The sequence below is a fragment of the Sphingopyxis flava genome (genome assembly GCF_900168005.1).
In the GTDB taxonomy this organism is placed as follows: domain Bacteria; phylum Pseudomonadota; class Alphaproteobacteria; order Sphingomonadales; family Sphingomonadaceae; genus Sphingopyxis; species Sphingopyxis flava.
In genome coordinates this window covers 230575-253894 of the sequence record NZ_FUYP01000001.1, presented here as the reverse complement: position 1 = coordinate 253894, position 23320 = coordinate 230575, and the positions used below count along the sequence as shown (strand labels likewise).

Sequence of the window (23320 nt, the reverse complement as noted above, 5' to 3'; positions counted from 1 at the left end):
TCTGAGGGACTGGACGCCTCACGGCGTGCAAATCCGGTTGGTCAGGTGCGCTTGATCTCGCGCACAACGAAGGGTGCCACCGATCCTTCGGCAGGCTCATCCAGCTTCACGACGCGAGCCTTTTTGCTCTGGGGAGCGGGCTCGTCGGGTTGCGGAATTTCGGGGTCGGGGACGCCGGCAGCTTTGCGCGCGGCGGCGTCGAGGGATTTGATGGTGTCAAAAATCACGGCGTCTGGCTGTGCCGGAATCGTTACGGTCGAAAGTTCATAGACCTCAACTTCCGAAAACCGAATCCCGCCATTGTCCATGAAGCTATACTCAATCGGCCTGAAGCCGACCGACGTTGCACGGACCAAGCCGTATTTCAGTTCGCCCCATGCCGTGTCGCAGCGGTCCTTCAGTGGACCGTCCTCTTCGATCTTGGCGATTTCCGCTTCAAATTCGATGCCATCTTTCGTCGGCTTCTTGAACTTGACGGTCCCAACCGGACGGTCATGGAAATGCTGGTGAAGAAGGGGCAGCGGGTTTTTGAACTTCACGCCGAGCGGGTCGATGATGTCGCCCATGCGATCGACGGTCGGCGTGGTCGCGATTCCAGAGAATTTCCGCGTGTCATCGTCGAACGCCTTGACCTGCAAGACGCTGTAAGCCCGGTTCTGCATCGTCGGTCTCCTAGATGACCAGGATTTGATATGAAGGCGTGGCCATATTCCGGCATGCCATTGCCGCGCCGATTGCCATGCAAATAGCGACTGCGGCGTCGATCTTGTTCGTGGCTCGTTCCTTGGCGAGCCAGTAATTGCCCCACCGATCATGATCCGTGACCGCGCTCATCATGGCGCTGATCAGGACAGGATTACGCTTGAACCGGATTCGGCGCTCGAGGATCGCGTCTTCGAGAGCGCGCAGGGATCCGGGCATCCACATACCCTCAGCCTCTTTCCCCTCGGCTTGCGCCGCTCGCTTCATGGCTTCGGTAGGCTTGCCCTTTTTCGTCCCGCCCTGCGGATGTTCGCCGAACTCAATTGACAGACCCAGCTTGTCGCACTCTTCCTCGAACCGCTTGAATGCGTATCGGTCATAGGCGGCCAAGGCGATGTCAAAGTCCCAGCTGTCGTCCGCGATTGCCTGCGCGACATGGTCGAAGCGAATGCTTTGCCCCGGCGGCGCGCTTAGGTGCCCATCGCGGACCCAGATGTCGTACGGCGCCTTGTCGCGCAGCGCGCGGGCCGCCACCGTATCACCCGGTGTCCAGGCCTCGATCCAGCAATCATAGGTCGGCTTCGAGACAATTTCGGGTTTGCCCTCGACGATGACCTCGACGTCCATACTCCCGGTTTCAACGATGCTGGCTTTAACGGTCAGGTCGCGATTCTGCGAAAGATCGATCCCTTCCACGATCGTCTTGCCGTGATGAATCGCCGGATCGAAATCGGCGAGGCATGGCTCCAGGGCCTCTCGCGTCATCCAGGCCGTCTCGGCATCGGTCCACTTGCAGAAGTGCAGGCGAAGGATGCCGTTCAATTTTCCCGGCATCGCTTTGGCCTGGGCCACGACGCCGGCAAGATATTCCTCGGTTATGGTCACGCCGAGCAGCGGATTCGCCTTCGCCCAGCAGCTGGGATCTTCGAGAGGATCGTCGCCCGGATCTAGCGCGCAGACATATGAGAACGTGGTATCATCGAGAACTTCCCCGACATAAGTCGGATCGTCATCCTTCGCATGCGGGTTTCCGGCGGCGACCCGAACCGCATGCTCATGTTCTTCCCAGCAGATCGAATTTCGGTCTGTCCCGCTGTTCGTGATCATGAACAAGAGCGGCTGGCGTCGGAATTTGAAGCCGCGCTCGAGCATTTCCATCACGCCGCGGTCTGGATGCTCGTGCACCTCATCGCACAGCGCCATATGGGGGCGGGGGCCAGACCCGGTACGCTTCGCCTCCCGGCTGATCGGCTTGAAGAACGACCTCTTGGCTAGGTAGGCGAGATTGTACTCTTTCCCTTCACCGCCGCTGGTCTTCGTGCGAGATCGTATATCCGGCGACTGGGCCCGCATCTTGATCGCGTCGCGGAACAGGATTCCCGCCTGGTCCTTGGTCGCGCCAGCTGCGTAGATCTCGGCGCCGGCTTCGCGATCAGCCATCAGGCCATACAGGCCGATGCCGCCCGCTAGCGGCGACTTGCCGTTACCTTTTCCTTCCTCGATGTACGCCCTGCGAAATCGCCGGGCCCCGTCCGCGCGCTTCCATCCGAAGATCGATCCAACCTTGAATGCCTGGCTTTCGTGGAGCAGCAGCGGCTTGCCCTCGAACTGCCCTTCGCTCAGCTTCAGCTTCTCTTCGAAGAACCGGATCGCGCGATCGGCGGCCTCTTCATCGAAGTAGAGACCCCGCTCGGGACCCTTGGCCAGGTCGTCGAAATGACGGCGGCAAGCGTTCCTTACATGGGGCCCAGCAACCACCAATCCTGCCGTTACCCTCTCGGCATAGAGGGTCGCCCGGTCAGTCGTCGAAGAACTCATCGCGCTCTTCGTCGCCTGTGTCGCCGCGGTTTCGCTCGTCGGTCAATCCGAGCTCCGCCATGTAGTGGCGCAGCTGGGCGTGCTTGGTGGCTGGGAAAATGCGGGGACCTTCCCGGAACTCCTTCCACAGCTCGCAGAACGCGATAGCGATCGGCTCACGCGAGCCGTCGAGCCACCCCGCGGGGGCGATGTATTTCTTCCAGGCCTTGAGCGCTTCGCCCTTGAGGAAGGACGGGCGTTCCAGCGGGCCAAAGCGGGTCGCGGCCTGCTCGACTTTCGCACGAGCGGCGCCGTCGTCGCCGTGACGGGTTGTCCGATGAGTGCCGTCGATCAGCCGCAGGTGAGCGGGCTTCGGCTTCGCTCCTCTCACGGCCATATTGAAAACTCCAAGATGTTAATGTGGTTTTGCGAAAATTTCAGGCGGCGGTCGGTGTCCGGGCAAACAGTCCGTAATTTTCCGATGCCCCCCCCGCAATATTGTTGCGTCGGCGTCGCCGCGCGTCTGAAAAATGGCGGAAATCAGCCGTTTCTTGAGGGTTATGCGACGGGCCAACCGTCTGCTCCGACCTCCGTGCGCCGGCGGTGCCCGAACTGCTCTCTGGTCACTTGGTCGTGGCAGTCATCGCAGAGGCATCGGATGTTCTCGTCGACGTCTTCGCCACCGAGAGCGAGCGGCTTGATGTGGTCCGGGACGGTGGCGGCCGTGATGCGCCCTCGCTCTTTGCAACGTCGACATAGCGGCTCGTTCGCGAGCCTGCGGCGGCGTAGCTGCTGACCTTTGCGACCTCGGATCCGTTCGCCCATTGCCCTTGCGCTCCGGTCGTGGCAGTCATCGCGCGAAGGGGGACGACTATGCGATACCTGATTGCCTTTGGCTGCCTTGCGCTTGCGGGCTGTGCTTCGACCGAGAAGGTGCTGTCGAAGGACGTGACCGAAACGTTCTACTCCAAGGACAGTGTGACCAACGTCGCCTTCTGCCTTGCCAACAAGAACAACACGCCTGCGCTCGATCGCGAGGATGGATCGAAGGTCGTCCTTATCAAGAACGGCTATGGCGGCGTGTCGATGGCGTTCTCAATCTATCCGCACGAGGACGGGAGCCGGATTGAATTGCGAAAGCAGTTCGGCACGATCGGCGGCATCTGGAAGCAGTGCGTCGGACTTAAATAAGCCGCGAGGAATTGCGCTGCACTTCGCCGGAGGCGGGGCCTCCTGCGCTGGTCGGGATGCGCAATGGCACGGTAGCCAAGATCATCTGTCCCGAAGCTGCTACGGCAGCGGTGCCCATCAGGCTGCCTTTCCAGATAGCGCAGATGGAATCACACGCCAAGCCTCAACTTGCATCGGGAAGGCGCCGCCGAAATCTATCGTCGCGGTCGTGGAATTCGACGCAATGATCCTGCCGGTCATCCCTGCCATTGACGGCATCTCCGCAATCTCAACCGCCTCGCCGATTGCGAACTGCCTACGCTCGCGGCGCAGCGCAGCCCGGCGTGCTCGCTTCGTCCGCATAAGCTCGGCTCGCGCACGGCGCGCGGCCTCCCGACTTTCGGCTTCGCGCAAGGCGGCAAGAGTGGCCTGGGCGGCTGCCTCTTCGTCTCGCAATCCCGTCAGGCTGCTATCCGCTACCAGCGGAGCGCGGCCTCCGAGTTGAAATACCGAAAAGGAAGGATGGGGGGATGCAGGATCGTGCGCGATCGCTGCCAGATCGCTGATACGATCAGCGCGCGCGAAGACAAAGCCTGGGAGAATTGCAACATCGACCTCGATCATCTTGCGCCGCAGACCCATCAGCAAGTTCCGGCGCTGTCCGGGGGCAGGACGGCGAATTGTGCGCGTGGGCGCCCATACTTCCATACCCGCGTCGCACAACGACCGGGCGAGGGGCAAGGTGCGGCCGCCACTGGTCGACAGGATGCACCACATATCATCCAAGTTACGCGGCGCGCTGATCACGAAGAGCCTCCTGATTGGCCGGGCTCGCCGGCGTTTCGACGATGAACTTGATGCCGCTAGGCTCGCCAGGCGTCGCCGATCGAGCGAGGGCAACCGCGATCGCGGGGCCCAGATTGGTCTCCGCATAGGACTTCTGGAAGTCCGAGCTGAACGTGAGAACGGCGCCGCCGTCATCGAACGTGATGGCAGCGGGCTTGATCCATCGCGCATATGTGCGGCTGCCAAGAGCACGCTCGAGCAGGTTGTGCACGATCGCCGACCGGTCATCCTCGGCAGCCTTTGCCGCGACCGGGGCCTGCTCCGGCGGTGGCCCTAGCGGCGTTGCTGGGGCGGATGATGAGAAGCTCGTCCCGGCGCGCGCTGCTCGCATCACGCGGTCATGTTCGGTGATCAGCCACTTGGCCCAAGCTGCTGCCCAGTTCGTCTTCCGAGACGTCCGACCAGAGGCCGCGGCCCAATGCATGCGGAACTGCTCGGCCACGGTCTCATAGGCTCCGGAAGGCCATTGCATGACGAGGCCGCGCGAAACGTCTCCCAGCTCGCGCAGCGGCGGCGCTGTCCAGTCCTCGGGCAGGGGATGGGCCTTGGGGCGCGGTGCGGCGCCGTCCAATTCTCCGGAATCGTCATTTTTGGCCGTGGGGGCCTCAGAGCCGTTAGGCTCTGAAGGGGGAAGTATCTTGTCTCTTTTAAGGGGTGACACCGGCGTCACCGGGTCCCCTGACATTTTGTCAGGGGGAGGGGGTGACATGGTGTCAGGGGGGGGTGACAAATTGTCACGGGGGACAACGCCCATCGGTGGCTGGTATCCGAGCAGCACGAAGCCACACGCGCTCTGGCCGCCATCCTCTCGAAACCGCTCGACGCGGCGCAACAGGCCGAGCCGGCCGGGATGCTCCAGTGTCGGCTCTTCCAGCTGCGCTATGCAGCGTTGCACCGTCCGCGGGCTGACCTCGATCACGGCGGCAATGCGCTTCACGGAAAGAAACTCGACAAGGCCGTCCGGCCGGGCCCAGTTCGCAATCTCGCGCAGCACGGCCTTGACGGTGCGATCACCGCAGACCTGTTCTTTCGCCCAGGCTGAAGTTTCAGAGCTCATCGCAGAACCTCCGGCACATCGCGGTGGATCTCGCCGCATATCTCGCGGCACTTGGCGCGCACCTTCCGGCGATGCTCGGACACGAACCGGCCGCTCGCGTCGCGGTCCAGACTGAGTGCAGGCGTGAAGCGTTGGCGCGCCTTGAAGATGCGGGACCAGATCATGCGGAGAGCTTTCTGCGCACCTTGCCCAGGCGATGCCTTAGCTTGGCCTGCGTCATGACGACCGGCCGCAGTTCGGGTGCGGCTTCGTCATAGGCTAGGTGCTTGCGATGTCGCCCGCCGTTCAGGTGTGGCAGAAGGCCGCGCTCGACGAGCTCCCAATTGCTCGGGTCGCAGTTCAGCTTGTTGCCGTCGAGGCACTTGAGCGCATATCCATCTGGGACCGGTCCGTTCGCCTTCTCCCAGACCCAGCGATGTTTGAGGACATAGCGCCTCTCGAATCCCGTGTGAGGGTTCGTCTCGTCGACGCTGATCTCGACATAGCCATCTTTCGAAACTCGCTCATGGCCCAGGTATTGCGCGTTGTGGGGAACGTTGCCCTTCTTGAACTGGGTGCGGCGAGCGTTTGGGTGGCGTCCGCCGACACCCTCAGGGCACTTCTTTCCCTTGTTATGCGGCTCATTGCCCTTCTCAAATTTTCCGGTCCGACCAGTTTTCCAGTCCTGAGCCTTGCGCAAGGCGTGGAGCTTGCGCTCTGTCACGTCAGGCCGATCAAACACCGCCTGAAATCCCGCGAGATATTCCTTGATCGGCAGCGTGCGATTGTCGCTAAGCCACTTCGTTTCTTCGGAGTTGAAGGTTCTCAGGCGCCCTTTATATCGCGCGCCGTCGCGGCCGACCTTCCACCCCTTGCGCTTGCGAAGCTGATTCAGGTGCGACAGCGCCACGTCATCGCGCCCGAACCGCTCGACGAACGCCCGGTGATAGTCCGAGATGACCATAAGCCGGCTTTCTTCCAGCCACGCCATTTCCTCGGCGCTGTATCGGATGGCCCGTCCCTTCATTCAGCCGGCCCCTCGATCATGGGCAGCGACTTTTTGAAGCGGTCGCCGTGCTGGGCGATCAGGGTTGCCGCCTTAAGATGGAAATTGGCATTGGCGAGGATCTGGTCCGACACGGCGACGATCGCGTCGGTGCGCTTCACCTCGGCCTCGATGTCCTCCGCCGAGATACCCTCTTCCGAAAGGCGCTCCATCTGAGCGAAAAGATGATCGTTGAGATCCTTGAGACGGTTCTTGGTCATGATGCCTCCCGATTACATTCACGGCAGAAGCCGGGTCCCGCGCACGGGATCTCCCGGCCGTCCGCCATGCGAAAGATGTGGTGAAGCCGCACACCGAGATGGCGGCGGACAAAGTCGCGCTGCATGCGCGTCGTGATCGCCGGGGCCGTCATGCCGGAGCGCCTTCGTTGCGGCGCGACTGCGGCAAGACGCCGGTCGCGGCAAAGCGTGCTGCATCGGCCGCGATCTGGTCCTCGATCACCTTGCGGGCCTCAGCAGCCTTGAGGCCCTGGCTCTTTACCAGGCGGCGATAATCATCCCGGTACTCGACAGGGCACCATGCGAGCTTTGTCGCGCCCGAGCGGCGCCCCGCGAGAATTCGGGAAGGGCAACCGGCCGGCCGGTTCATCACGCCGAGGCGCGTCTTGCCGATCATGCGGCCGAGCTCGCGGCGCTTCTCGGCGAATTCCGGGTTTTCGGCTATAGCGCGGCGCAGGCCGTCGCCGGTGCGCTTAGCGTGAGCAGCGAGCGCGTTCGGGTCGGCGAGATACGCTTTCATCGCCGCACTGCACTTCGCGCGGCGCGCTGGCGAGCGGCCGGTGTGGCGCCCGATGCATCGCCGGCAATAAGGCGACTTCTTCGGCTTGGTGGAGAAGCGGGCGACACCGCAGTCGGCACAGGTGGGAACGGGAAGGTTCATGCGTCCACTCCCGCGCCCTTGCGGGCGGCGCGCTTAATCTTGGCGATGATACCGTCTTCCACCTCGTCTGCAGTGGTCTCCGGTTTGATCTTGATGAACGCTGTGCAGATCCATCCGTGGGGCGATGACTTTCCGTGAAAGCGCAGCCCGTAGGCGAGCGCATGTCGCCCCAAGATTGACCCTTGATACACTTCCGAGACACGCAGGATGTCCCCGAAGTGCGGATCCTCAGGCGTTCCAGGAACGAAGTAATGCGCCACGCACCTGGCGAGATCTCCCGCCTTCCAATCCTCGTTCATATTGCGCATGTCGCGCGGCGGCGGTGGCGCGGTTCGGCGCTGTCCGAATAGGCGGCTCAGCCACGTCATGCCGCGGCCTCCAGTTCGAGCATGTCGAACAGCGAGGGAACGGCGATCTCGCGCTCGGCCTCGGAGAGGTACAGGCAGCTGTGCCGGAAATAGTCGGGGTTGAGCTCGCTGCCCCGGCCTCGGCGCCCCTTCATGATCGCTCGCATGGGAACTGTCCCGAGGCCACAGAAGGGATCGTAGACGAGTTCGCCCTTCATGCTGAAGCGGTCGATCAGCCGGTCGACGATATCGAATTGAAGCGGGCAGACGTGCTTTTCGCGGCCCTTCTGCACCTGCTCGGCGTTCAGCGTCTTCATCCGGACGACGTCGTCCCAGACATCTGGGTGATGGCTGCCAGGAGCGAGCGACATGAAGGTGCGGGGCAGGTGGCCCCGGCCGTCATTCGGATCGCGTGCTTCGATAGCCTCGCCGATCGCGACATGCGCCTCAGCGTCATAGATCAGATCGCGGCTTTCGGTGGTGAATGTCTTGACCAGCGGGCCGACGCCCATCTCCGCGAAGCGCGGCGCCACGGCCTCGAGCTCGGCGGGGTAGAGTGGACGATCGCCCGATGAGCGCCAGAAAGCGTGCGCGTCGATCTGCCAGCGCGCAAGGCTGTATTCCTCGGGCGACTTGGCGACAGGTTTGTCGGCATAGCCGCGGCTTCGGTCGCTCTGGGGCTTGCGCATCAGCAGGATATATTCGGGGCTTCCGGCTCCCATCTTGGTGCCGTCCTTCAGCATCTCCGAATAGCTGAGCCGGTAGGTCTGGTTGTTCTCGCGCACGACATCGGTGATGACCGTGATCATGCCCATGAACTGGAAGCCGTGGCGCTGGTAATGGAACAGCGTCTTGGCATGGAAGGGATTGACGGTCGGCACGCCTTCGCCGGTGACCGCGCCGAACAGGATCCTGTCCTTCACATGGATGCAGGCGAGCCGGCCGGGGCGGAGCGCGCGATATAGCTCCGGCGTCAGGTAATCCATCTGCTCGAAGAAGTGCGCGTCGTTGTCGGTGTGCCCGAAATCGTTGTAGCTCGGCGTGTACTCATAGTGGTTGGAGAAGGGGATCGACGTCACGATGAGGTCGAGACTGTTTTCCTCGAGCAGCCGCGCTTCTTCGACGCAGTCGTTATGGGCGAGGATCCAGCCTTCGCCGCGGGCTTCGGCGCGCTCGACACCGATGCTCCGGCTCGCGACATCGGCGGCCGCGACGTGCGTGAGGCCGTATTTGCGGATGATCGTGCTCATCTTTGCCGTGAGCTCTTCGTGGAGCGCCCACTTTTCGAGAAGCACGCGCCGGACTTCTTCCTCGGTTTCGGCATAGATGACGTCGACGATGACGGGCCGGGTCTGCCCGAAGCGCTGGACGCGATAGATCGCCTGGATGAAGTCGTTGAACTTGTGACCGATGCCCGCGAAAATCTCGCGGTGGCAGTGCATCTGCAGGTTGGTACCGGAGCCGAGCATCACCGGCTTGGCGGCGAGGTCCTTGATCCGGCCGTCGCTGAAATCACCGACGATCGCCTCGCGCTCGTCCAGGTCCTGAGACCCATAGACTGCGGCGATCCGGTCCCGGCCGGGAATATCTAGCGCGGTGATGGCGCGCCGTTCATCCTCGAGGTCGTGCCAGATGATGTAATGATCGTCGGGATCCGCGGCGATGATCTCGGCGACCTTCGCGATGCGGGCATCCATGGTGCGGCGCTTCTCGCGGCTAGCCTGGACAACGCCGACCGCGTTGTCGCGGATGAGGCGCCCCTGTCCGTTGCTGTCGGCGCCGGCGTCGCTGATATCGGCTTCGACGCAATGCCACCGCACCTCGATTTCAGGAAGGATATAACCTTCGTCGCTGAAGCCGAGATCTGACGGGCGCTGAAGGAAGACCGCCCAGCTGTTCAGCCAGAGCCAGAATTCATCTTCCTTGTGCGGATAGAGCGTGAGGTCGTTCGCCTTCTCGCTGTTGCGCTGGAAGAAGCGCGTAAGCGCCTGGCCTGTGTCCATGATGCCGAGAAAGCCGCCATAGTGGATCAGTTCCTTGTAGCGGTTGGGGGAGGGTGTGGCGGTCGCGACGAAGCGATAGGGCACGGCCTCGAAGAGCGGCAGGAACTCCTGAAAGGTCTTGCTGCCATAGCTGCGCAGCACCGACGCTTCGTCCAGGCAGGCGACGTTGAACCGGCTGACGTCGATCTTCCCCTCGCGGACGCTCTCATAATTCGTGATGTGGATGGCGCAGTAATCGCCCTTGGCGTCGATCTCCGCATCGCTCTGGACGAAATGAACCGTGATCCCGAGCAGAGCCGCATCCTTCATGAATTCGCGGCGCACGCCGAGCGGGCAGACGATCAGGCCCATGTTCGGCGCCGAAGGGTCGCGATCAGGGTCGGCCTCGAGCTTATCGAGGATGATGTTGGCAATCAGCAGTTGCTGGATCGACTTGCCGAGCCCGAAGGCCTCGAACAGCGCGCGGCGGCCGCCCTCGACCGCCCATCGCACGATATGGCGCTGGTGATCCTTGATAGGGCGGCCGTCGACCAAGTGGGTCGGTACGTCCTCGAGTGAGCAGGGAAGGCCGGCGAGCGGTGCCACCGGCATCTTGGCTTCGAGGAAGCTTTGATAATTCTCCGCCGTCATGGTCACGCCGCCGCGGCGAGAGGCAGGTTCAGCTGGATGCCGACCGCGTTGCAGTAGATCTCGAGCAGAGCGTCCATCTCGGCGCGATCATGCGGGCTCATCTTGCGCAGGCGGATGACCTTGCGAAGGATCTTGGTATCGTACCCTTGCGCCTTCGCCTCGCTGTAGACGTCGCGGATATCCTCGCCGAGCGCCTTCTTCTCTTCTTCGAGGCGCTCGATCCTCTCGACAAAAAGGCGCAGTTGTTCGTCCGAAACCGCAGCTTCGCTCATAGCTTTCGCTCCTTAGTTGCCCGCGAGGGGCTGTTTGGGTGGGGAAACCGCCGTCAGTGCGGGGCGGACCCGCCCGCGATGGAATTGAAGACCGGGGTTGCTTCGTTGACCTCGCTGATGATGCCGGCGAGTTCGCCGTGATCGATCCTTCCGTCTTCGAGCGCTTCGGCCACCTTCTGCGAGATCCGCGCGGCCACGACGCCGGCGCGGCGCACAGTGGCGGCGCCGTCGACCTCCATCGGGGCGGTGCTGAAACCCATGCGGGTCGCGACGCGCTGGAAGGCCTGCGGGGGCAGGGCAGCGAATACGCGCATGAAGACATCGAGCGGCATCAGGGGCCCGCCGTCCTCGACATAGCTGCGCAGGCGGCGCTCCCATGTCTTCAGGTCGCCGTTGGCGTCGAAAGTCGCGTCGGCGAGCTCCGGCCAGGTGAAGCGTTTGCCGTAGCCGCCGACGTACATCCGGAGGGTGTCGGAGATCAGCATTTTTACAGCAGGAGCGGAAAAAGCACCTATGTTTTCCATTGGATAGCACTCGTTGTTGCGGCAGTTTCGCCGCATGGAACAGACAGATTTCAATCAGCGCGGCGGGAGCGAGGAATCGTGGGGGAAAACTCCCGCCGCGCTGTCCGGCACCTCCGATAGGGGGCGTCAGTGCCGGAAAACTTGGTCACGCGGCCTCCCTCTGGCGGAGGCCGCAGTCGGGGGCCGTGCAGGCCAAACACGCGGGGTCGGACGCACGGCGATCGCAGACGCCGCAGGTCGCGACCGCTGCAAGCAGGGCTTGGACCGCGAGCTTTGTCCGCTTGTCCATCGCCAGCGCACCGCTCTCAAACCGCGAGATCGTGGACTGATCCAGTCCAAGCTGCTCGCCCATTTCGATTTGCGTCAGCCCGAGCTGGCGCCTGATGTCTCGGAGATTGTCCATGAACACGGGTGATATTCCCACGGGAATAAATATGCAAGCAGGAATATTCCTTGGGGAATTAGAATTGTGCAGGGGGTTGGATTATGCGTCGCGCATGAGCAAACCCATTCTCGCACAGAATATTGCGGCCCTTCGCCACAGCCTGGGCATGAACCAGACGCAGTTCGCGGCAGCGATCGGCACCCAACAGGCCAACATATCCAAGTGGGAGAAGGGGGCGACCGCGCCGGAGGGTGACAACCTCTCAGCCCTGGCTGAGCTCGCTGGTGTCAGCGAGCGGGAATTCCGGGACCTGGACTGGGTGCCAAAAGCAGGCGGCGCCCGCGGCCCGAACGGCCGACCTCTGGATCTCAAGCGCGCGCCCGAGCAGTTCCCTACTCGCGGAGCCTATGACGACGTTGGCGCGGTCAAGCTCAAATGCCTCAATCTCGAGCTGGCAATGGGCGAGGGCACGGACCTGGCCGAGTGGTTCGAGGAAACCGAAGTGTCCTTTGACGCGAATTGGTTGAGCGCGATTTCGCCAGCGCCTTTTGAGCGCCTCATCATCGGCCGCGGGGTCGGCGACAGCATGAGGCCAACGATCGGAGACCAGGACGACGTTCTGATCGACCTAGACCAGAATGAGCTCAAGCGCGCGGATCGAGTGTATGCGATCACGATCGACGGGGCCGGGGCGGTCAAGCGTCTCATGCCGTCGCCCGAGAAAGGCATGATCGAGGTCGTTTCCGACAACCCGGATCATCCTGCTCGCGTGCGGACCTATCCGAAAGCGATGATACGTATTATTGGTCGCGTGGTCTGGTCAGGAAGGCGACACTGAGGGGCGACAATTGCCGGCGCAAATTACTCTGCCGATCGTCGGGAGCCAGTTTCCCAACAAGGGGCGCAAGGCTCCGTCCCGACGTTTCGCAATCGAGCTATGCGCGCCGGGCGACCCAATCGAGCTCAAGCCCGAGCCGGAGAATGAACATGATGAGAACGCCATCGCCGTAATGTCCGGCGACGGCATCCAGATGGGGTATCTACCGGCAGAGCGTGCCCCGTACGTGGGCATGATGATGCGCCGGGGTGAGGTGAGGGCGATTTTTCAGGGGCAACCGGGGGGCAGACCCTTCGCTCGTATTGCCTTTGGCGGGGAGGTGCCCACGCTGCCGCCGAGACGAGCCGAAGAGGTGCAACAACAAGAATGGTGGCCTGATGAGATCTGGCCGGACGATTGACGATTATCAGGGGAGGGCAATGTGAGCGACGATCTCTGGATAGCGAGCGTAATTGCGATTGTAGTCATTCTGATCGCGTGGATCGTGCTTGCGAATCCCGATGGGAAGCCTCCGAGCGTGACCTCGGATGCGCCTGCCGCACAGCAGCTCCCCCAGGTGCCGGTTGCTCTAAAGACCGATCCGGGCGGCGGATGGTCGTTGGCGGGTTGGATGCTTACGATTTGCAGCGTCGCAGCTTTGGCGGTCTCGATCAGCATGAAAACCACCGTGTCGACCTACGGGGCCGCGATCTTGGGATCGACGGGACCTTCGGAGATCGCAAACCTCGACATGATGTTTCAGAAAGGGATGGCGATCGCGGGCAGCTTGGCTGGGCTCGGGCTCGGCGTCTTTTGCATCGCGGTCGGCGCCATCCTCCGCGCGATCACCCCGAAAGAGTAGGGGAAGGCGCCCGGGAATAAAACTATTCCTATGGGCATTTTTATGCTTGCGGAATATTCCTAGAGGAATATAAGGGCACCGTCACAACGACGGAGCCCCCGATGTACCCCGCTGATCCCAGCACCGATCTGACCGCCGAATTCACGGGCGACCGCACGTTCGCTTTCGCGGCGGTGATCTTCGCGGCGCTGGCCTTTGGCGTTCCTACGTTACTGGCGGTGCTCCGGTGACCCGCAAGGAACTCCGCGTCCTCGATTTCATCCGCGAGAACATCGTGACCGCGGGCTGCGCCCCGACGCTCGACGAAATCGCGGCCCATCTTGGCATGACGGCCAAGAGCAGCGCCCACCGCATAGTGGAATCGCTGGTCCGCCAGGGAGCGCTGGTGCGCGAACCTCACAAGGCCCGCAACGTCTTGCTCGCCGATGTGCCGCTGCTGACCGCGGTGCCCAGTCAGGTGCTGCGCGACGAGCTCGCGCGGCGAGGGGAGGCGGTGCTGTGACAGGCGGCACCCGTACTCTCGCGGCTTGCCTCGCCTCCGTCGAGGACGAACTGCGCGAGCAGCCCACACACCTTGCTGAGCTCGTTGGCGAAGAAATCGCCGCGATCGAGGCGTGCGCTCACGGTTGGCGCCTGCGCGTCGGCAGCGGCCGAGCGATCGTCATTCAGCGGGGCTGCACCTTCGATGCCGCCGGCAAGCCGGTCGTCGAACCATGACCCTTCTAACCGAACCCCCGGCCACCTTGCGAGCCATCCACGCCGGGTCAGCCTGCCGCCGTCCCTGTTTCCATCCACGCGGGGGCGGCGGACTTTCTGAATATCTCAGCCGGGAGGCGCTCGCGCGCGGGCCCCGGTCTTACATTGCAAAAGGAGCACGCTGATGTGCGTCAACCAGGTCACGGCCTTCGAACATGGGGGGCAGCTCTTCCACACCGAGCGGCAGGCGCTCGACGCTGCTCTCAAGGACATCGGCAAGAAGCTCGTCGCCGACTTCCACGCGAACCCCGCGGAGGGGATGCTGCAGCAGCGCGACGCGATCCTTCGCGTGCTTGGGCGCATTTCGGAGATCGAGGCGGAAGTCGCGCTCGACCGGCCGTCGGCGGTGAAGGAAGCGACGTGATGGAAATATCGCTCTCCTCTTTGAAGGCCGCACACGCCATTCTAATGGATGGCGCCCCTTTCCTGCGGCAGCGCTCAGTCGAGATCGAGAAATTCGACGATGATCTCGCGGCACTGGTTCGCCACATGATCGAGATCGTCCAGGCGCGGCGTGCCCGCGGCCTGGCGGCCATCCAGATCGGCGTTCCGGTTCGCGTCATTGTCGCAACTGCCGACGGGAAGGGGCTGGCGATGGTCAATCCCGTTATCACTCGCACGCTCAATCGGTTCGCTGTTGAGATGGAAGGGTGCCTGTCCGTTCCGCCATCTCAGTGGCGAAAAGTCTCGCGCCCGGCGAAATGCGAGATCGAATGGCAGGATATTATCGGCAACCGACACGCCGAGGGGTTTTCTGGCGCATGGGCCCGGGTTCTGCAGCATGAGATCGACCATCTCGACGGCACGCTAATCACGGATCGGGAACCTGCATGAAGTACCGCGCATCCGGAAAGGAAGTCCTGCGGGATGGCGAGCACGTCGCGGACTGCACGAGCCCCGCGCTCGCCAGCACGATTGCCTCGCTGCTGAACCTGCCCGCGTGGCTCGACCACCGCGCAGATCGCTCGAAATCTCGTTGGGCTGCACGGCTCTATCGCATCATTGCCGACGACCTCAGGGCGCGGCTGCACGAAGAGGACAAGGCCGATGGCTGACAACACGCCGATTGAATGGGCAGACGCGACCGTGAACGCGATCAACGGCTGCTCTATCCTCTCGCCCGGCTGCATCCGCTGCTACGCGATGAAGCTCGCCGGCACGCGGCTGCGCAATCATCCCTCCCGCGAGGGGCTGACCGATCAGACCAAGACCGGCCCGGTCTGGAACGGCACGGTAAGGCTGCACGAGCCCGCGCTGCTGCAGCCGCTTCGCTGGAAGCGCCCGCGCGTTATCTTCTGGAATGCGCACGGCGACACTTTCCACGACGCGGTGCCCGACGATTGGCTCTGGGAAATGTTCGAGGTCATCCAGCGGACCCGGCACCATAAGCATCTTGTGCTGACGAAGCGGTCGGCGCGGATGCGCGAGTTCATGGAGAAGCTGACCCGCCTGCCGGCGGATATCAACAGCTTCTATGGCCTTGGCCCGGACGCGAAACTCTATCAGCCGATCCGCAACCTGTGGTTGGGCGTTTCGGTCGAGGATCAGGTGCGCGCCGACGAGCGCATTCCTGATCTGCTGGCGACACCGGCGGCTGGGCGCTTCCTTTCGTGCGAGCCGTTGCTTGGCCCGATAGATTTGCGATGGATTGCCGAGCCCGACGAAGAAAAAGACGGTGTGATCGACGCCCTACTGGGCTGCAATTGGATCGACGGCATGGGCTGGGGCGCGGAGTTTCGGCCTGTTCGCCCAGGTCATGAAGGTCGCGTGATGACGCGGCGCGTTTGCAGTTCCGAAACGGATATTCTGGCTGCTCGAAAAATCGACGGCGTGATCGTCGGCGGCGAAAGCGGCCCCGGCGCCCGGCCGATGCACCCCGATTGGGCGCGCAGCCTGCGCGACCAGTGCGCGGCGGCAGGCGTCAATTTCCATTTCAAGCAGTGGGGCAATTGGGTTCCGCTGCGAGGCCACGGCGACGGCAAATGGCCTACAAACCAAGGTGGGTTCATCCGCCTCACCGTCGACGGCCGCCGCGCCGACGATGGGCATCCGATGCAACTGGTCAGCAAGAAAGCCGCCGGCCGCGCCCTCGACGGCGCAACCCACGACGCGCTGCCGTGGTGCGCACCCGTTGAGCAAGGGAGCGCTGTGGCATGACAGACCGACCCATCCTCTTCTCCGCCCCGATGGTCCGCGCGCTGCTCGAAGGCCGCAAGACGCAGACGCGGCGCATTCTGAACCCGCAGCCCGGCGATGACATCGATAACGCCGGCGACTGCGAGACGATCATTGACATGGCAACCGGCCAAGAAATTCACGCTCGGTTTGCGGTAGGCGATCGCCTCTATGTCCGCGAGGAATGGTTTACGACGCCGGCCTATGACGACCTCGCCCCGTCCGAGATGGGCGGTGACGAGCCGCTGAGATACAAGGCTGACGACGCGACCTTCAATTGGACCGAAGCCGACGGATCTCGCGTAGGTCGCCGCCGCGCCGGCATGCACATGCCGCGATGGGCGTCGCGCCTCACCCTCACTGTGACCGAGGTCCGCGTCGAGCGGCTGCAGGAATGCAGCGAAGTCGATGCCGTCCAGGAGGGCGTCACGCTGATCGAGGAAAGCTGTGAAGATCCGGTCGAGGCATACGCAGCCCTTTGGAACAGCATCAACGGCGCCGGCGCATGGGAGGCTAACCCTTGGGTCGCCGCCGTCACGTTCACCGTCGAACAAAGGAACATCGACGCATGACTGACCCTGCCAACGACCGCCTCATCCCGCTCGCGGAGGTGATGAACATCGTCGGCTACGGCAAGACGATCATCTATCGCTGGATCCGTCAGGGCACCTTCCCGAAGCCCTGCCACCCCGGCGGATCCTCGTCGCGCTGGAGCGAGATCGAGGTCCGCGCCTGGAAGGACGCGCAGCTCGCTCAGCGCGAGGCCGCTTAGCAATTCTCAACCAGGAGACGGCGGTCAGCCTAATAAGCGCGCCGGGAAAACAGTGACCCTACTCGACAAGACACTCTCCGCGCTCGGTCTTATGCGCGTGAAAGCGGCGAAGGATTGGGAAGCCAAGTTCAAGCTGGCCGTCCAAGACCTCGCACAGCAGGCGGTTGAGATCGACGAATGGAAGCAGATCGCCAACGACCTTGGCGCCATCGTTGAAGCCACCAAGGACGACGCCGAACGCTGGCGCAACAAACTCGCACGCGATGCAGAGCGGAGACGGCGTAAGCGGGGGGATGCGTGATGGGCGCTTCGGCTATCGCCGACCGGGCTGCCAGCCTGACGGCCTCAGCCGTTCCGGCTTCGCAGAGTGGCATCCCTAGCGCGGGGTGGTGGCACACTCAAAATGAAGAATATCTCCATTCCCGGAGCGACACGCGCGAACAGGCAATTGACGCGGGGATCGCAGAATATTGCGGTGAGCCGTTTCTGATCTGTCAAGGCGAGAGGTTCAAATATCAAGCCCTGCATTTCGACATTGACCGCATTGCGGAGGATTTCGATGACGCCAATTACGAATACGGGCCGGAAGACGAAGGACCGTCCGCCGCGTGGGGCGATGAAGCGTGCCGCGAGCTGGAGCGAGAGCTTACTGCCACAATGGAGGCATGGCTTGACCGTCACGGATACAGGGATGCGTGGGCAATCGACGTGCGCGGATATGAGACCATAGACGCGCAAGCGATCGAAGCCCGTAGGGCGGCAACCGGAACGGGTGCCGTTCACGAGAGCGCGGTCGCTGAAAGCGATGCGCCCGAAACATCGGGGGAGGCGGGGCAATGACCGACACTGCTGGGCCTGTGCACGTGACGCAGGCGGAAGCCGACCGTGCGTTGAAATGGATCAACCACAACTTGATGCTGGCGAAAGGACTGATGAAGTCCAGTTCGGAGGCGGGCAACGGCGCAGAGAATTTCCGCGCCCACGATGCTCACCAAGCCTTGTCCGTCGCCAAAGCCGCCCTCTCCGCCACCCCCGCACAGGAGGTTGATGAAACCGAGCCGCTGCGCCCCCTACGCGACATTCGCGCGATCTCAGCAGACCCTGGCAACAAGCGCATCCTGTGCCTGCACTTCAATCGCGAAACTGACGGGGGCGATAGGGAGGCGATCCTCGCAGCTATTAACGCCGCTCCACGCGGCGCCCTCGCCCCCGAAGGAGATGCGCGGTGATGGATATACCGACGGTAGACGATTTTGACGCGCAGATTGCCGGTTACGGGCAGCGTGTCAGGGATCGGCGCAAGGCCTTGGGCCTGTCGCTTGACAAGGTTGCCGAACGCGCGGGGCTGACGAAATCCTACGTTTGGGAAATCGAGAACGGCAAGAACAAGAACCCGACGCTTCGCACGACCTTCGGCTTGTGTCGTGCGCTCGGATGGACGTTCGCCGATTTGGTCGGGATCGAGGCAGGAGCAACGAGCCTGCACCCCGAGGCAATGAAGATTGCGATCCAAGTAGATGCCGCCCTCAAGGCCCACCAAACGAAAGGGGACGCACCCAATGCGTGACCGCTATTCGATGCGCTTGGGCGGCCAGTTCGCACCACCCAAACGCTACGACGCGCAAGTCGTTCTCGATCGGATTGCCGAGGTCGCCACCAATCTGGCGGCACAAGCTGGCGTCGGCGCAATGGAGACCGCCGGCGGTCTCCTGGGCTATCTCGTCGAGAACCCGCGCGACCTTGAGACCTTCATGGTCGGCGGCATCTGGGAACTGCCCCCGGGCTGGTTTCAGCGCCACAACCTGACCTGGCACGCGCAGGACGGGAGCATCGTGCATCCGGCCGACGTGCGCAGCTTGGGCGAGATCTCGCAAAAGAAGCGGGGGAGACGCTGAGCATGACAAAAACTGTCACCCTTGCCTGGGCGCATAGCACTACCCCGATAGGAGTTGCGCTTTGACAAGAGTATTATACAACGAGGCTATGGGGGAAGATGGCGCGCACATTCGCTTGAAGCTGGACAATAGCCAGCCAATTGCACTTTCTGACTTTGTATCGCAATTTGTCGGTGTCGGCTCGCAGTTTGAGAAATTTGTTGCGCGCGAGTATCCGGAATTAAAAAGCGACAGCGAGTTTTTTGTCAAAGAGGTGCGTGCTGGCTGCATTGAAGCCGACCTGGTCACTTTTGTTGGAGGCGGGACTCTACTTGCCGCCGTAAGCGCCGTGATCGACGTAATGGAAAAGGTCCAAATTTTTACGGACTTCGTAGAGGATTTTGGCGGCCGATTTTCCAAATATTTCAAAAGGGGCGGACGAGCAGAAGGCGTTTCTAAGGGCGATCTCGCCGACTTTCTGCGAGTCACTGAAGCGATCGCCAGTGACCCAAACGGGACTGCTCGGCTCGAGGCGGCGGCGTTCGAAGACGGAGAGAGAAACGTCCGGGCTGTTTTTCAGTTTTCCACGGATGAGGCCAGGCGGGCGGCGGAGGAAATAGCGGATCACCGCCGCGAACTGGAAGCCAGTTCGGGGGAGAACCAGGAGCGGGCGCTCCTGAGGTTTGTCAGGCCCAGCGTTGAAGCAGGCAAGCCCGGAAAGAAGGGAGGGGAGCGCGGCGTCATAGACAGCATTGCGCCGAGGGCAATGCCGATCCTGTATGCATCTGACTTGGCAGAGCAGCGGATGCGGCACGAGAAAATTCAACTGGAAGGGAACATCTTTCGCGCCTTGTTCGACGTCAGTGTAAATGTCGAAACTAGCGCGACGGGGAAACCTTTGGCCTATCGAGTGACCGAGGTTCACGCCGTGATTGACGGCGATCCCGGGGACGATCTCCTAGATAATTGACGCTTCAGGTCCTTACTAGCGGACCATAGAGGATCGCGTCGTTTCCCCAGTTGGTCGCATTCAGAGCGCGGCCCTTCGCAATTGCTTTTGACGATGCGGTCAGAATTTGCTTAAACCTGAATGCACAACGGCGCGCCGCCGGTTGGAATGGAAGCGCGCCGTTGCTCACATGCCCTTGTGGAAGGGGCCAGGGTAGTCCGCACGATCCTTTGGCGAGGTTGGCGTGCGGGGCCGATCGTAAGGCGGCTGATCTTGGATTGGCCGCCTTTCGCTTTGGTGAAACCCAAGAACGGTGTCCTTTGGGCTGTACCACCATCTATAGTGACGTGCTGGCCCGGCGATGCAAGACGGTAAATGGCGAATGAATGACTCCATTCGTCGATAAATTGATTCGGTACATCGCCGATTTTAAGTCCTGACCAGCGGAATTCCTATGTTTTCAGCCATCTTGCCGCTCGCCGTCTGGCGGTGTAAACTTTTTGCATCGGTAAATCGTCGATTTACCAAGTGGGGAAGCTCAAGCGTTGCTCGCGAAGAATTAAACATAAGAAACCCAGCGGTGGTTACTGTGCCGGCCGCCGATTCGATGCGGAATCTCTAAGTCGAGCTCAGGCAGCAGCCTTCGCTCTCGGCCCCTTGGGCGACTTGTCAGCGTTCCGAATAGGCTGGCCGAGGTGGACATGCGGATCCCACATGCCTTCCAGAAGCATGTCGGCCCATTCCTGGGCGAGCTCGCGCCGCCGTCCCATGTAGGCCGCGCGATTATAGGCGCCCTCGACCTTGTCTTTCGGGACGTGCGCCAGCATCAGGTCGATGATAGCGCGGTCGTTCTTCTGCCGGCCGGGCGCCTCGTTCATGATCGTGCTCATTGTCGCGCGGAAACCGTGCGGGACGTGGCGCTGCTCATATCCGGCGCGGATCAGGAGCGCGCGCAGCGTGTTCTCGGAGATCGGCCGGTGCGCGTGCCGCTCGCTGGGGAAGAGCAGGGGGAGATGGCCGCTTAGCTGCCGAAGCGCTTGCAGCACCTCGACAGATTGTCGCGCCAGCGGCACCAGGTGATCGCCGGCTTCCTCGAGCTTTCGCTCCGCGTCGCCCTTCATGCGCGCCGCGGGGATGCGCCACAGCGGCTCCGGGCCGTCCAGGCCTTCGAATTCTTCCCAGCGCGCGCCGCGCAGCTCGCCCGGGCGAACCGCGGTGAGGGCGAGCAGGCGCAGGGCGAACTTGGTACCGGCGCGCGTGCGGAGCGCCTCGCAGTCGATCAGCAGCTGCCGCACGGCGCGCAGCCGATCCTCGTTCTTCTCGATGCGATCGATGATGGCGGCCTGCTTCTTCGCGGGCGGCACCCTCGGCAGGGCCTTTGCCATGCTCGCGGCAGGGTTTCGCTTCGCGATGCCGGCCGGGATCGCGTAAATATAGACGTCGCTGATGCGCTGGCAGACGCGGTGCGCCGTCTCAATGGCACCCCGCTGCACGATGATGTTGAGAACCTCGAGCACCCTGGGGCTTTCGATCTCGGTGATCGGAAGGTCTCCGATCTCCGGGAAGACGTCGCGCTCGAGCGAGCGAAAGACGTCTCCCGCGTGCACAACGGACCAGCCGGCGCGTGGGCGCTCGACCCAATGCCGCGAATCGCGCGGCGACCAGCCGCCATCGTGCGCATCGCGCCAGGCCTTGAACTTCTCCACCGACCAGCCGCTCTTGAGCTCGAACCATTGCAGAGCGACGGCCTCGAAGGTGTTTGCATTGCTGAGCGCCTTCGCCTTCGCGGCGACGCGGCGCTCGACGGCCGGGTCGCGCCCCTCCCGCAGCATCGCCTTGGCGGCATCGCGCTTGGCGCGGGCATCGAGCAGGGTCACGGCAGGGTAGGAGCCGAGCGCAAGCGTCTTCTGTGCGGGCTTGCCCTTGAGGTTCCGGCCGTAAGTGTAGTTCATCCGCCAGTGCTTTCCGCCGGCGGGCGAAACGAACAAATAGAGCTGCTCGGAATCGGCGAGCTTGTACGCGGCGGCCTTCGGCTTGGCGGCCTTGATCTTCGCATCGTTCAGCATCGAGGGCGCTATACCATAGATCCGCGCCGCGATACCATGCGAAATACCATATCGGCTTGTGAACGCCTGTGAACGACCTCGAACGGGTTCAATGACCGGATCGGCCGAAAAGTGGCAGAAAACCGGGATGAGTGAACGGATAAGAACGGCTGGGGAAGGCCAGTTGGCGGAGCGGGAGGGATTCGAACCCTCGATACGGTTTTGCCGTATACTCACTTTCCAGGCGAGCGCCTTCGACCACTCGGCCACCGCTCCGCATGCACTGGATGAAGGCGGGCCCTAGTCGCTTGGCAGGGCTTTCGCAAGCCGATTGGACATGGCAGACAGGCATGATGAAGCAATTGCTCGCTGCCGCCGCCACGGCCTTCGCCCTTTATTCTGCTGCGCACGCGCAAGACGCCGAAACTCCGCTTTCGCCGGGGCAGATCGTCGATGCGGCCAAGGCTGAGGAATGGACCGCGATCGCACCTTCCGACCTGCTGGTCATGGACCTTGCGAGAGACGCGGCGGGCAGCGAGCGGCGCGTTGTCATACAACTGATGCCGGCGCCGTTCAGCCAGGGCTGGATCGGCAATATCCGAAAGCTTGCCGCTGCTCACTGGTGGGATGGCGCCAGTATCTACCGGGTACAGGACAATTATGTTGCCCAATGGGGCGATGCCGATGGCGACGACCCGGCGAATGCCAAGCCGCTGCCAGATGCGCTGGTGGCGGCGCCGGAGAGCGAATATGCGACCACGGCCATGTCGATTGCCCAGGCCGCATCGGCCGATGATTCCGCCGATATCGCCGCAATGGGAGCTGACCTTGCAGACGAGCGGGACCGGTTGGGGGAGATTGCGATTGGGGTGACACGCACAGCGGCCGCGCCGCAGGGCTGGCATGAGCGCGACCCCTACGCATCGTGGGTCGAGTTCCACGAGGGATGGCCGCTCGCCGGGGGACCGGAAGAAGAGGCTGGCTCTCCCATGTGGCCGGTCCACTGCTATGGCATGGTAGGAGTTGCGCGCGATATGTCGCCCAATACGGGCAGCGGCGCCGAGCTCTACGCCGTCATCGGCCACGCCCCGCGGCACCTTGACCGGAACATCGCGCTCGTGGGCCGCGTGATCAGTGGGATCGAGCATCTGTCGAGCTTGCCGCGCGGGCCAGCGCCGCTCGGGGTCTACAATGACCCCGCGCAGCGCGTCCCGATCATCTCGGTCCGCCTCGCAAGCGATCTGGCAGAGGCCGGCCGGCCGCATTTCGAATATCTTTCGAGCAAGAGCGAGAGTTTTGCCCGCTATGTAGCGGCGCGCGCCGATCGGCGTGACCCCTTTTTCATAAAACCCGCGGGCGGGGTGGATATCTGCAATATCCCGGTGCCGATCCGACCCGTCGCGGCGAAATAGG

At 62.7% G+C, this 23320-nt stretch carries 36 protein-coding genes and 1 tRNA gene; 20 read left to right on the top strand and 17 right to left on the bottom strand.

Annotation, left to right across the window (positions count from 1 at the left end; translation table 11 throughout):
* Positions 1 to 41: 41 nt before the first annotated feature.
* From B5X69_RS20820 to B5X69_RS01320, 4 genes are all read right to left on the bottom strand, one after another.
* Positions 42 to 566, bottom strand: coding sequence for an HK97 family phage prohead protease (locus B5X69_RS20820; protein ID WP_245798507.1), 525 nt, complete (start codon positions 564 to 566; stop codon positions 42 to 44).
* 106 nt (positions 567 to 672) lie between these two features.
* Positions 673 to 2520: a terminase large subunit gene (locus B5X69_RS01330; protein WP_079636875.1), complete on the bottom strand. Its 1848-nt coding sequence runs from the start codon at positions 2518 to 2520 to the stop codon at positions 673 to 675.
* Complete coding sequence (locus tag B5X69_RS01325) at positions 2501 to 2896, bottom strand: hypothetical protein (RefSeq protein WP_079636874.1); 396 nt, start codon at positions 2894 to 2896, stop codon at positions 2501 to 2503. The genes B5X69_RS01330 and B5X69_RS01325 overlap by 20 nt, the downstream gene beginning before the upstream one ends.
* Before the next feature lie 161 nt (positions 2897 to 3057).
* The gene (locus B5X69_RS01320; protein WP_079636873.1) at positions 3058 to 3324 is read right to left on the bottom strand and encodes an HNH endonuclease signature motif containing protein; all 267 of its coding nucleotides are present in this window, start codon (positions 3322 to 3324) and stop codon (positions 3058 to 3060) included.
* Between the two features lie 48 nt (positions 3325 to 3372).
* Here B5X69_RS01320 and B5X69_RS01315 point away from each other — a divergent pair, with 48 nt between their 5' ends.
* Positions 3373 to 3690, top strand: coding sequence for a hypothetical protein (locus tag B5X69_RS01315; RefSeq protein WP_245798505.1), 318 nt, complete (start codon positions 3373 to 3375; stop codon positions 3688 to 3690).
* Positions 3691 to 3807: 117 nt separating this feature from the next.
* Here the strand turns inward: B5X69_RS01315 and B5X69_RS01310 are convergent, their stop codons facing one another.
* The 11 genes from B5X69_RS01310 to B5X69_RS22395 all read right to left on the bottom strand — a co-directional run bounded on the left by B5X69_RS01310 (position 3808) and on the right by B5X69_RS22395 (position 11675).
* Positions 3808 to 4476, bottom strand: a complete 669-nt coding sequence (locus B5X69_RS01310; protein WP_139375613.1) for a hypothetical protein — start codon at positions 4474 to 4476, stop codon at positions 3808 to 3810.
* Entirely contained in the window at positions 4457 to 5572 is a 1116-nt protein-coding gene (locus B5X69_RS20815) for a helix-turn-helix domain-containing protein (RefSeq protein ID WP_139375612.1), read from the bottom strand. Before B5X69_RS20815 ends, B5X69_RS01310 begins: the two co-directional genes overlap by 20 nt.
* Positions 5569 to 5736 carry a hypothetical protein gene (locus B5X69_RS21265; protein ID WP_176141474.1) on the bottom strand — a complete coding sequence of 56 codons (168 nt, stop codon included), beginning with the start codon at positions 5734 to 5736 and terminating at the stop codon, positions 5569 to 5571. The genes B5X69_RS20815 and B5X69_RS21265 overlap by 4 nt, the downstream gene beginning before the upstream one ends.
* Complete coding sequence (locus B5X69_RS01295) at positions 5733 to 6578, bottom strand: HNH endonuclease signature motif containing protein (protein WP_245798504.1); 846 nt, start codon at positions 6576 to 6578, stop codon at positions 5733 to 5735. The genes B5X69_RS21265 and B5X69_RS01295 overlap by 4 nt, the downstream gene beginning before the upstream one ends.
* Positions 6575 to 6817 carry a hypothetical protein gene (locus B5X69_RS01290; protein ID WP_079636869.1) on the bottom strand — a complete coding sequence of 81 codons (243 nt, stop codon included), beginning with the start codon at positions 6815 to 6817 and terminating at the stop codon, positions 6575 to 6577. The genes B5X69_RS01295 and B5X69_RS01290 overlap by 4 nt, the downstream gene beginning before the upstream one ends.
* Before the next feature lie 148 nt (positions 6818 to 6965).
* The gene (locus tag B5X69_RS01285; protein ID WP_079636868.1) at positions 6966 to 7496 is read right to left on the bottom strand and encodes a hypothetical protein; all 531 of its coding nucleotides are present in this window, start codon (positions 7494 to 7496) and stop codon (positions 6966 to 6968) included.
* Complete coding sequence (locus B5X69_RS01280; RefSeq protein ID WP_079636867.1) at positions 7493 to 7864, bottom strand: hypothetical protein; 372 nt, start codon at positions 7862 to 7864, stop codon at positions 7493 to 7495. Before B5X69_RS01280 ends, B5X69_RS01285 begins: the two co-directional genes overlap by 4 nt.
* Positions 7861 to 10476: a DNA methyltransferase gene (locus tag B5X69_RS01275; RefSeq protein ID WP_079636866.1), complete on the bottom strand. Its 2616-nt coding sequence runs from the start codon at positions 10474 to 10476 to the stop codon at positions 7861 to 7863. The genes B5X69_RS01280 and B5X69_RS01275 overlap by 4 nt, the downstream gene beginning before the upstream one ends.
* Before the next feature lie 2 nt (positions 10477 to 10478).
* On the bottom strand, positions 10479 to 10748 hold the full coding sequence (locus B5X69_RS01270) for a DUF2312 domain-containing protein (RefSeq protein ID WP_079636865.1): 270 nt from the start codon (positions 10746 to 10748) through the stop codon (positions 10479 to 10481).
* Positions 10749 to 10801: 53 nt separating this feature from the next.
* Positions 10802 to 11272 carry a hypothetical protein gene (locus tag B5X69_RS01265; protein WP_139375611.1) on the bottom strand — a complete coding sequence of 157 codons (471 nt, stop codon included), beginning with the start codon at positions 11270 to 11272 and terminating at the stop codon, positions 10802 to 10804.
* Positions 11273 to 11417: 145 nt separating this feature from the next.
* Positions 11418 to 11675: a helix-turn-helix domain-containing protein gene (locus B5X69_RS22395; protein WP_079636943.1), complete on the bottom strand. Its 258-nt coding sequence runs from the start codon at positions 11673 to 11675 to the stop codon at positions 11418 to 11420.
* Positions 11676 to 11769: 94 nt separating this feature from the next.
* Between B5X69_RS22395 and B5X69_RS01255 the strand changes: the two genes are divergently transcribed.
* The 18 genes from B5X69_RS01255 (at position 11770) to B5X69_RS01175 (ending at position 19883) form a co-directional block, all read left to right on the top strand.
* The gene (locus tag B5X69_RS01255) at positions 11770 to 12495 is read left to right on the top strand and encodes an XRE family transcriptional regulator (RefSeq protein WP_176141473.1); all 726 of its coding nucleotides are present in this window, start codon (positions 11770 to 11772) and stop codon (positions 12493 to 12495) included.
* A 10-nt stretch (positions 12496 to 12505) separates the two neighbouring features.
* The gene (locus B5X69_RS01250; RefSeq protein WP_079636942.1) at positions 12506 to 12895 is read left to right on the top strand and encodes an HIRAN domain-containing protein; all 390 of its coding nucleotides are present in this window, start codon (positions 12506 to 12508) and stop codon (positions 12893 to 12895) included.
* 21 nt (positions 12896 to 12916) lie between these two features.
* Complete coding sequence (locus tag B5X69_RS01245; RefSeq protein WP_079636862.1) at positions 12917 to 13336, top strand: hypothetical protein; 420 nt, start codon at positions 12917 to 12919, stop codon at positions 13334 to 13336.
* Between the two features lie 101 nt (positions 13337 to 13437).
* Positions 13438 to 13566, top strand: coding sequence for a hypothetical protein (locus B5X69_RS22200; RefSeq protein WP_281250912.1), 129 nt, complete (start codon positions 13438 to 13440; stop codon positions 13564 to 13566).
* Positions 13563 to 13838 (top strand): LexA family protein, encoded by a 276-nt coding sequence (locus B5X69_RS01240; protein WP_176141472.1) that lies wholly within the window; start codon positions 13563 to 13565, stop codon positions 13836 to 13838. Before B5X69_RS22200 ends, B5X69_RS01240 begins: the two co-directional genes overlap by 4 nt.
* A complete protein-coding gene (locus tag B5X69_RS01235; protein WP_079636860.1) occupies positions 13835 to 14053 on the top strand; it encodes a hypothetical protein in 219 nt (72 codons plus the stop codon). Before B5X69_RS01240 ends, B5X69_RS01235 begins: the two co-directional genes overlap by 4 nt.
* A 163-nt stretch (positions 14054 to 14216) precedes the next feature.
* Positions 14217 to 14456, top strand: a complete 240-nt coding sequence (locus B5X69_RS01230; RefSeq protein ID WP_079636859.1) for a hypothetical protein — start codon at positions 14217 to 14219, stop codon at positions 14454 to 14456.
* A complete protein-coding gene (locus B5X69_RS01225; protein WP_079636858.1) occupies positions 14456 to 14926 on the top strand; it encodes a peptide deformylase in 471 nt (156 codons plus the stop codon). The genes B5X69_RS01230 and B5X69_RS01225 overlap by 1 nt, the downstream gene beginning before the upstream one ends.
* Positions 14923 to 15147 carry a hypothetical protein gene (locus B5X69_RS01220; RefSeq protein ID WP_079636857.1) on the top strand — a complete coding sequence of 75 codons (225 nt, stop codon included), beginning with the start codon at positions 14923 to 14925 and terminating at the stop codon, positions 15145 to 15147. The genes B5X69_RS01225 and B5X69_RS01220 overlap by 4 nt, the downstream gene beginning before the upstream one ends.
* Positions 15140 to 16249, top strand: coding sequence for a phage Gp37/Gp68 family protein (locus tag B5X69_RS01215; RefSeq protein WP_079636856.1), 1110 nt, complete (start codon positions 15140 to 15142; stop codon positions 16247 to 16249). Before B5X69_RS01220 ends, B5X69_RS01215 begins: the two co-directional genes overlap by 8 nt.
* A complete protein-coding gene (locus B5X69_RS01210) occupies positions 16246 to 16839 on the top strand; it encodes a hypothetical protein (RefSeq protein ID WP_079636855.1) in 594 nt (197 codons plus the stop codon). Before B5X69_RS01215 ends, B5X69_RS01210 begins: the two co-directional genes overlap by 4 nt.
* A complete protein-coding gene (locus tag B5X69_RS01205; RefSeq protein ID WP_079636854.1) occupies positions 16836 to 17039 on the top strand; it encodes a helix-turn-helix transcriptional regulator in 204 nt (67 codons plus the stop codon). The genes B5X69_RS01210 and B5X69_RS01205 overlap by 4 nt, the downstream gene beginning before the upstream one ends.
* A gap of 52 nt (positions 17040 to 17091) precedes the next feature.
* Entirely contained in the window at positions 17092 to 17340 is a 249-nt protein-coding gene (locus B5X69_RS01200; protein ID WP_079636853.1) for a hypothetical protein, read from the top strand.
* A complete protein-coding gene (locus tag B5X69_RS01195) occupies positions 17340 to 17879 on the top strand; it encodes a hypothetical protein (protein ID WP_079636852.1) in 540 nt (179 codons plus the stop codon). The genes B5X69_RS01200 and B5X69_RS01195 overlap by 1 nt, the downstream gene beginning before the upstream one ends.
* A complete protein-coding gene (locus B5X69_RS01190) occupies positions 17876 to 18268 on the top strand; it encodes a hypothetical protein (protein WP_079636851.1) in 393 nt (130 codons plus the stop codon). The genes B5X69_RS01195 and B5X69_RS01190 overlap by 4 nt, the downstream gene beginning before the upstream one ends.
* Entirely contained in the window at positions 18268 to 18606 is a 339-nt protein-coding gene (locus tag B5X69_RS01185; RefSeq protein ID WP_079636850.1) for a helix-turn-helix domain-containing protein, read from the top strand. Before B5X69_RS01190 ends, B5X69_RS01185 begins: the two co-directional genes overlap by 1 nt.
* Positions 18599 to 18934, top strand: a complete 336-nt coding sequence (locus B5X69_RS01180) for a hypothetical protein (RefSeq protein WP_079636849.1) — start codon at positions 18599 to 18601, stop codon at positions 18932 to 18934. Before B5X69_RS01185 ends, B5X69_RS01180 begins: the two co-directional genes overlap by 8 nt.
* A 115-nt stretch (positions 18935 to 19049) precedes the next feature.
* The gene (locus tag B5X69_RS01175) at positions 19050 to 19883 is read left to right on the top strand and encodes a hypothetical protein (RefSeq protein ID WP_139375609.1); all 834 of its coding nucleotides are present in this window, start codon (positions 19050 to 19052) and stop codon (positions 19881 to 19883) included.
* 608 nt (positions 19884 to 20491) lie between these two features.
* Here the strand turns inward: B5X69_RS01175 and B5X69_RS01170 are convergent.
* Positions 20492 to 21928 (bottom strand): tyrosine-type recombinase/integrase, encoded by a 1437-nt coding sequence (locus B5X69_RS01170; protein WP_079636847.1) that lies wholly within the window; start codon positions 21926 to 21928, stop codon positions 20492 to 20494.
* A 164-nt stretch (positions 21929 to 22092) separates the two neighbouring features.
* Positions 22093 to 22183: transfer RNA gene (locus tag B5X69_RS01165), tRNA-Ser, on the bottom strand.
* 77 nt (positions 22184 to 22260) lie between these two features.
* Between B5X69_RS01165 and B5X69_RS01160 the strand changes: the two genes are divergently transcribed.
* Positions 22261 to 23319 (top strand): peptidylprolyl isomerase, encoded by a 1059-nt coding sequence (locus B5X69_RS01160; protein ID WP_079636941.1) that lies wholly within the window; start codon positions 22261 to 22263, stop codon positions 23317 to 23319.
* Position 23320: the final 1 nt, after the last annotated feature.

Excerpts from the sequence above, each read along its gene's own strand:
- B5X69_RS01295 (WP_245798504.1), bottom strand. The coding sequence starts at position 6,578 with ATGAAGGGACGGGCCATCCGATACAGCGCCGAGGAAATGGCGTGGCTG.
- B5X69_RS01330 (WP_079636875.1), bottom strand. The coding sequence starts at position 2,520 with ATGAGTTCTTCGACGACTGACCGGGCGACCCTCTATGCCGAGAGGGTA.
- B5X69_RS01315 (WP_245798505.1), top strand. The coding sequence starts at position 3,373 with ATGCGATACCTGATTGCCTTTGGCTGCCTTGCGCTTGCGGGCTGTGCT.
- B5X69_RS22395 (WP_079636943.1), bottom strand. The coding sequence starts at position 11,675 with ATGGACAATCTCCGAGACATCAGGCGCCAGCTCGGGCTGACGCAAATC.
- B5X69_RS01275 (WP_079636866.1), bottom strand. The coding sequence starts at position 10,476 with ATGACGGCGGAGAATTATCAAAGCTTCCTCGAAGCCAAGATGCCGGTG.
- B5X69_RS01160 (WP_079636941.1), top strand. The coding sequence starts at position 22,261 with ATGAAGCAATTGCTCGCTGCCGCCGCCACGGCCTTCGCCCTTTATTCT.
- B5X69_RS01290 (WP_079636869.1), bottom strand. The coding sequence starts at position 6,817 with ATGACCAAGAACCGTCTCAAGGATCTCAACGATCATCTTTTCGCTCAG.
- B5X69_RS21265 (WP_176141474.1), bottom strand. The coding sequence starts at position 5,736 with ATGATCTGGTCCCGCATCTTCAAGGCGCGCCAACGCTTCACGCCTGCA.
- B5X69_RS01220 (WP_079636857.1), top strand. The coding sequence starts at position 14,923 with ATGAAGTACCGCGCATCCGGAAAGGAAGTCCTGCGGGATGGCGAGCAC.
- B5X69_RS20815 (WP_139375612.1), bottom strand. The coding sequence starts at position 5,572 with ATGAGCTCTGAAACTTCAGCCTGGGCGAAAGAACAGGTCTGCGGTGAT.
- B5X69_RS01280 (WP_079636867.1), bottom strand. The coding sequence starts at position 7,864 with ATGACGTGGCTGAGCCGCCTATTCGGACAGCGCCGAACCGCGCCACCG.
- B5X69_RS01210 (WP_079636855.1), top strand. The coding sequence starts at position 16,246 with ATGACAGACCGACCCATCCTCTTCTCCGCCCCGATGGTCCGCGCGCTG.
- B5X69_RS01255 (WP_176141473.1), top strand. The coding sequence starts at position 11,770 with ATGAGCAAACCCATTCTCGCACAGAATATTGCGGCCCTTCGCCACAGC.
- B5X69_RS01195 (WP_079636852.1), top strand. The coding sequence starts at position 17,340 with ATGGGCGCTTCGGCTATCGCCGACCGGGCTGCCAGCCTGACGGCCTCA.
- B5X69_RS01170 (WP_079636847.1), bottom strand. The coding sequence starts at position 21,928 with ATGCTGAACGATGCGAAGATCAAGGCCGCCAAGCCGAAGGCCGCCGCG.
- B5X69_RS01190 (WP_079636851.1), top strand. The coding sequence starts at position 17,876 with ATGACCGACACTGCTGGGCCTGTGCACGTGACGCAGGCGGAAGCCGAC.
- B5X69_RS01265 (WP_139375611.1), bottom strand. The coding sequence starts at position 11,272 with ATGGAAAACATAGGTGCTTTTTCCGCTCCTGCTGTAAAAATGCTGATC.
- B5X69_RS01285 (WP_079636868.1), bottom strand. The coding sequence starts at position 7,496 with ATGAACCTTCCCGTTCCCACCTGTGCCGACTGCGGTGTCGCCCGCTTC.
- B5X69_RS01320 (WP_079636873.1), bottom strand. The coding sequence starts at position 3,324 with ATGGGCGAACGGATCCGAGGTCGCAAAGGTCAGCAGCTACGCCGCCGC.
- B5X69_RS01205 (WP_079636854.1), top strand. The coding sequence starts at position 16,836 with ATGACTGACCCTGCCAACGACCGCCTCATCCCGCTCGCGGAGGTGATG.
- B5X69_RS01180 (WP_079636849.1), top strand. The coding sequence starts at position 18,599 with ATGCGTGACCGCTATTCGATGCGCTTGGGCGGCCAGTTCGCACCACCC.
- B5X69_RS01185 (WP_079636850.1), top strand. The coding sequence starts at position 18,268 with ATGGATATACCGACGGTAGACGATTTTGACGCGCAGATTGCCGGTTAC.
- B5X69_RS22200 (WP_281250912.1), top strand. The coding sequence starts at position 13,438 with ATGTACCCCGCTGATCCCAGCACCGATCTGACCGCCGAATTCACGGGC.
- B5X69_RS01325 (WP_079636874.1), bottom strand. The coding sequence starts at position 2,896 with ATGGCCGTGAGAGGAGCGAAGCCGAAGCCCGCTCACCTGCGGCTGATC.
- B5X69_RS01215 (WP_079636856.1), top strand. The coding sequence starts at position 15,140 with ATGGCTGACAACACGCCGATTGAATGGGCAGACGCGACCGTGAACGCG.
- B5X69_RS01225 (WP_079636858.1), top strand. The coding sequence starts at position 14,456 with ATGGAAATATCGCTCTCCTCTTTGAAGGCCGCACACGCCATTCTAATG.
- B5X69_RS01230 (WP_079636859.1), top strand. The coding sequence starts at position 14,217 with ATGTGCGTCAACCAGGTCACGGCCTTCGAACATGGGGGGCAGCTCTTC.
- B5X69_RS20820 (WP_245798507.1), bottom strand. The coding sequence starts at position 566 with ATGGGCGACATCATCGACCCGCTCGGCGTGAAGTTCAAAAACCCGCTG.
- B5X69_RS01270 (WP_079636865.1), bottom strand. The coding sequence starts at position 10,748 with ATGAGCGAAGCTGCGGTTTCGGACGAACAACTGCGCCTTTTTGTCGAG.